Here is a 3,372-nt window from a genome sequence, read left to right as displayed (position 1 = left end):
TTTCAATTTGCGAAAATTATTGTACCTTATCAGTTCACGGGCCAAGCCGTCACCTCCCGCCAGCCGGGGCCCGCATAAGCTCCCGGTAGCAGGACACGCAGCCGATCCCGCGCCAGTAGGGACACCCGGAGCACCGGGAGCCCCTGGGCGGCTTTGCCGGGGCCGGAGCCTGGGGGCGGGGCTTCTGCTGCATCATCTTTTCATAGGGGCTGTTGGTAAACCTCATTTGTCCGCCTCCTCTCCGTCATCGTCCTCCTCGTCCCAAGGCGGGCCGTCATCGTCCTCGTCCCCGTAGCCGTCCGGCTCGTCATAGTCCGTGAGCTCGTCGCCGTAGTCCTCCTGGGGCGCGGCGGCTTTCTGCTGTTTGGGGCGCAGCACCTTGAAATAGAACGCCGCACCGCCGCCCACCAGGGCCACAGCCAGCACCGCCAGGAGCATCCCCGTGTTGCCGCCCGTTTCCGGCCCGGCCTCCTCCGGGGCGGGCTCCTCGGTTTCCGTGGGCTCCGGCTCCGGCTCAACGCCCACGTACTTGCTCATATTGACGGAGCAGACGGCACAATCCGTATTGACGGCCCCCGCCTCGCATTTTTCAGAGCAGGAGCACACCGCTTGCTCCACGCCAGCGGCCTCCGCCGCAGCCAGCAGATCAGCCTCATCCACAACGCTGAAAAAGTAGGTTTCGTACTGTTCGCCCTCTTCGTCCACGGGCTTGTCATAGTCAATGACGATATAGAACGTATTGCCGCCGCTGGTCTGGACGGTAATAAACTGCTTGTTGGTGTACTCGTCATAGAGCAAATCGCGGGTCACAAGGTTGCCCTCTTCGGAAAAGCCCTCGCCGGGCTCAATGGTGGGCTCCGGGGCAGGAGTTTCCTCCGTCATGGTGGGATCGCCGTAGTCCGAGCCCTCGCCGCCGTCCGCGTAGGCATACGCCGGGATGCTAAAGCCGCATAAAAGAACGACGGCGCAGAGCGCCGCCGCCATCACCCGAAAGCGTTTCATCTTCAATTTTCCTCCTTTCCGCCGTCCTCGGACTTCTGGACACTTTGTCCAGAGGTGCCGCCATCCCGGAGCCGCTGGAGCACCAGGGGCAGCTCCTCCAGGGAAACGCTCATGCCCCGCACGATGTCCACAATCTCCTCGTTTTCCGCCTCCCGGTGCTTTTGCTCCAGTTCTTTCAGCCGGGCCTGCTGTTCGCTGATTTTGGCCTTGACCTTATCAATCTCGGCCTGGATTTTTTGGCTTTTGCTTGCCGCCATAGATAACCTCCTTGTCAGGGTAAACGCCCGTAGGCGTAGAAATGAGATTGCCAGTAGCTTGTATTCAGGTTTGCATATTGGATGGGATCGCCACAATGGATCATCATCCCGTCCCCCACATAGATGCCACAATGGGACACGCCCGCCGTGTCATAGGTGCCGACAAAGAACACCAGATCGCCGGGGCGGGGTGCGCTGGTGGGGGTACAGATGTTATAGAGCCCCTGGGCTCCCAGGCGGCCCACATTCCAGCCGGAGTGATTGATCACCCAGGACACAAAGCCGGAGCAGTCAAAGGACGTGGCCGGAGAGCTGCCGCCCCACACATAGGGATAGCCCAGGTATTTCTCCGCCTCGCCCAAAATGGCCGCAAAGGTTTCATCGTCCAGATATTCCTCCGGCACGTCATAGTCAGCGGGCGGGTTCGTGATGTATTTCCCCACATAGGCTGACTCCGGGAACAGATCGGGCCTGTTCCCCAGGGTGGACATATAGAGAGAATAACGGGCCATCTGTTCCTCTCCCATCATTTCCAGGGGCAGATGGGAAAGGTTTTTGTTTTCCAGCGTGACATAGCAGATGTACCAGGAGTAGGGATCGCCGTCGCTGTCATACCGGGTTTCCCGCACCACGCGCTCCGTCAGGATATACTGGCGGTCAAAGAGGGTTTCCAGGGTGCCCTGCACCTCGTCCGCCGTCCATTCCCCCTCATGGAGCACGCAGAGGGTAGAGATCAGCACATAGGGATCGTGCTCGATCTCGTCCAAGTCAAAATGATATTCGTCATAGCTGTGGGTGGCGGTATAGGTGTCCAGGTAGTTTTGCAGCTCGGCCTCCATGCTGGAATAGGCCGCCTCCGCCGCCAGGATCTCCCCGTCCTCCGAGGGGTAGGTGGTAACGCCCACAGCCCCCGCGCCGGAATTTCCCAGCATCACTAGGGAGGAAGAACAGGACTGCATCATAAAGAGCAGGAGCACACAGGTCAGGGCCAACAGCACCCCCACGGGATGCCGCTTCACAAAGCCCGCGATCTTCGCCCCGGCCTTTTCCGTGGCGGCGGCGGTCTTTTTGGCCGCGCTTGCCGCTCCCGTCTTTGCCGCCTCCCGCGCCCGCTTTTGATACTGCTTTTTCAAGCGGTGCTTGCGCCACATCCGGGAAACGGGGTTGCCGGACATTTCCGGGTGTTCCTGGGCGGTCATGCGGAAATGATAGTCCGCCGTGGCCTTGACATATTTGGACTCGGCCCGCTGGACAGCCTTTGCCGGATGCTGCCGGATTTTCTTTTGCACGAACCGCTTGCCATGCCGCAGGCCGGACTCGCCCACCAGCTCGGAGCGGTGGGCCCCCTCGATCCCCACGTTTTCCTGTTCATTCTCATAAATCTTGCCATGCACAAAACCGCGGGCGGCCCCGCCAGCGGCCCGGCCTATCCGCCGCACCGGGCCGGGCTTTTTGGGCGGTTTCTGTTTTGCCAGCTTATCCTTTGCCCGTTCCAGCTTTTCCCCGCGCTCCTCCATGCGGAGCTTGGACGCGGCGGCCTGCTCCTGTTTGCTTTTCTGACGGAACTTCGTCGTCGCAAACTTCGCTTTGGCTTCTTCGGCGGCGCTGCCGCCAAAATCCGCCCGCTCCGTTGCTCCTCCTCTCCCCACAAAGTCTTTCGACTTTGCGGGGCACCCCATGTTCTGGACACTTTGTCCAGAAGTGCCGCTGTCCGCAGCCCCGGCACCGCCTGGGGAGCCGCCCCCAGCGGCCCCGCCAGGATCGGCGGCGCTCTCCCAGGAGCCGGGGCGCTCCCTGGCCTCCTGTTTGGGCTTATTCGGTTTTCGCTTCATTCTTCAAATCCTCCGGGCGGGTAGTCAGCAGGTTATAGATTTCTCCACGGGGGAACCGATCCACAAAGGGGATGGTCACATCGCCATAGAACAGCAGGCCCTCGCCGGAATTGGAGTGGGTGATATAGGAGAGCTGGTGCTCGGAAATGCCGAGCTGTTTCGCCAAAATCGCCCGGTCACTTTGGGCCTGGGACAGCAGGATCATAAAGTCCGTGTTGTCCAGAATAGCCTCGATCTCCCGACTGGCCAAAAGGTCGTAGGGTAGGGTAAAGGCGCCTTGC

The 3,372-nt window shown here is 60.6% G+C and carries 4 protein-coding genes and 1 pseudogene; all 5 read right to left on the bottom strand.

All coding sequences use genetic code 11. The features are described 5' to 3' along the window. Window positions 1–49: 49 nt before the first annotated feature. A complete protein-coding gene (locus HMPREF0372_RS20070) occupies window positions 50–226 on the bottom strand; it encodes a hypothetical protein (protein WP_007491259.1) in 177 nt (58 codons plus the stop codon). Beyond that, window positions 223–1,002 carry a DUF4366 domain-containing protein gene (locus HMPREF0372_RS09110; RefSeq protein WP_007491257.1) on the bottom strand — a complete coding sequence of 260 codons (780 nt, stop codon included), beginning with the start codon at window positions 1,000–1,002 and terminating at the stop codon, window positions 223–225. The genes HMPREF0372_RS20070 and HMPREF0372_RS09110 overlap by 4 nt, the downstream gene beginning before the upstream one ends. A gap of 2 nt (window positions 1,003–1,004) precedes the next feature. Then, window positions 1,005–1,259 carry a DUF4315 family protein gene (locus tag HMPREF0372_RS09105; RefSeq protein WP_007491255.1) on the bottom strand — a complete coding sequence of 85 codons (255 nt, stop codon included), beginning with the start codon at window positions 1,257–1,259 and terminating at the stop codon, window positions 1,005–1,007. Window positions 1,260–1,273: 14 nt separating this feature from the next. Then, window positions 1,274–3,091, bottom strand: coding sequence for a C40 family peptidase (locus HMPREF0372_RS09100; protein ID WP_007491253.1), 1,818 nt, complete (start codon window positions 3,089–3,091; stop codon window positions 1,274–1,276). After that, a pseudogene (locus tag HMPREF0372_RS09095) lies at window positions 3,072–3,372 on the bottom strand (hypothetical protein); the annotation flags it as partial. The gene HMPREF0372_RS09100 and the pseudogene HMPREF0372_RS09095, both read right to left, overlap by 20 nt.

This window comes from Flavonifractor plautii ATCC 29863, assembly GCF_000239295.1.
In the GTDB taxonomy this organism is placed as follows: Bacteria; Bacillota; Clostridia; order Oscillospirales; family Oscillospiraceae; genus Flavonifractor; species Flavonifractor plautii.
Note: the sequence above shows the minus strand (reverse complement) of the source record. Positions and strands in the feature narration are given on the sequence as shown.

What these genes read in the sequence shown, in the direction of transcription:
- HMPREF0372_RS20070 (WP_007491259.1), bottom strand. Translation starts at nt 226, where the DNA reads ATGAGGTTTACCAACAGCCCCTATGAAAAGATGATGCAGCAGAAGCCC.
- HMPREF0372_RS09110 (WP_007491257.1), bottom strand. Translation starts at nt 1,002, where the DNA reads ATGAAACGCTTTCGGGTGATGGCGGCGGCGCTCTGCGCCGTCGTTCTT.
- HMPREF0372_RS09105 (WP_007491255.1), bottom strand. Translation starts at nt 1,259, where the DNA reads ATGGCGGCAAGCAAAAGCCAAAAAATCCAGGCCGAGATTGATAAGGTC.
- HMPREF0372_RS09100 (WP_007491253.1), bottom strand. Translation starts at nt 3,091, where the DNA reads ATGAAGCGAAAACCGAATAAGCCCAAACAGGAGGCCAGGGAGCGCCCC.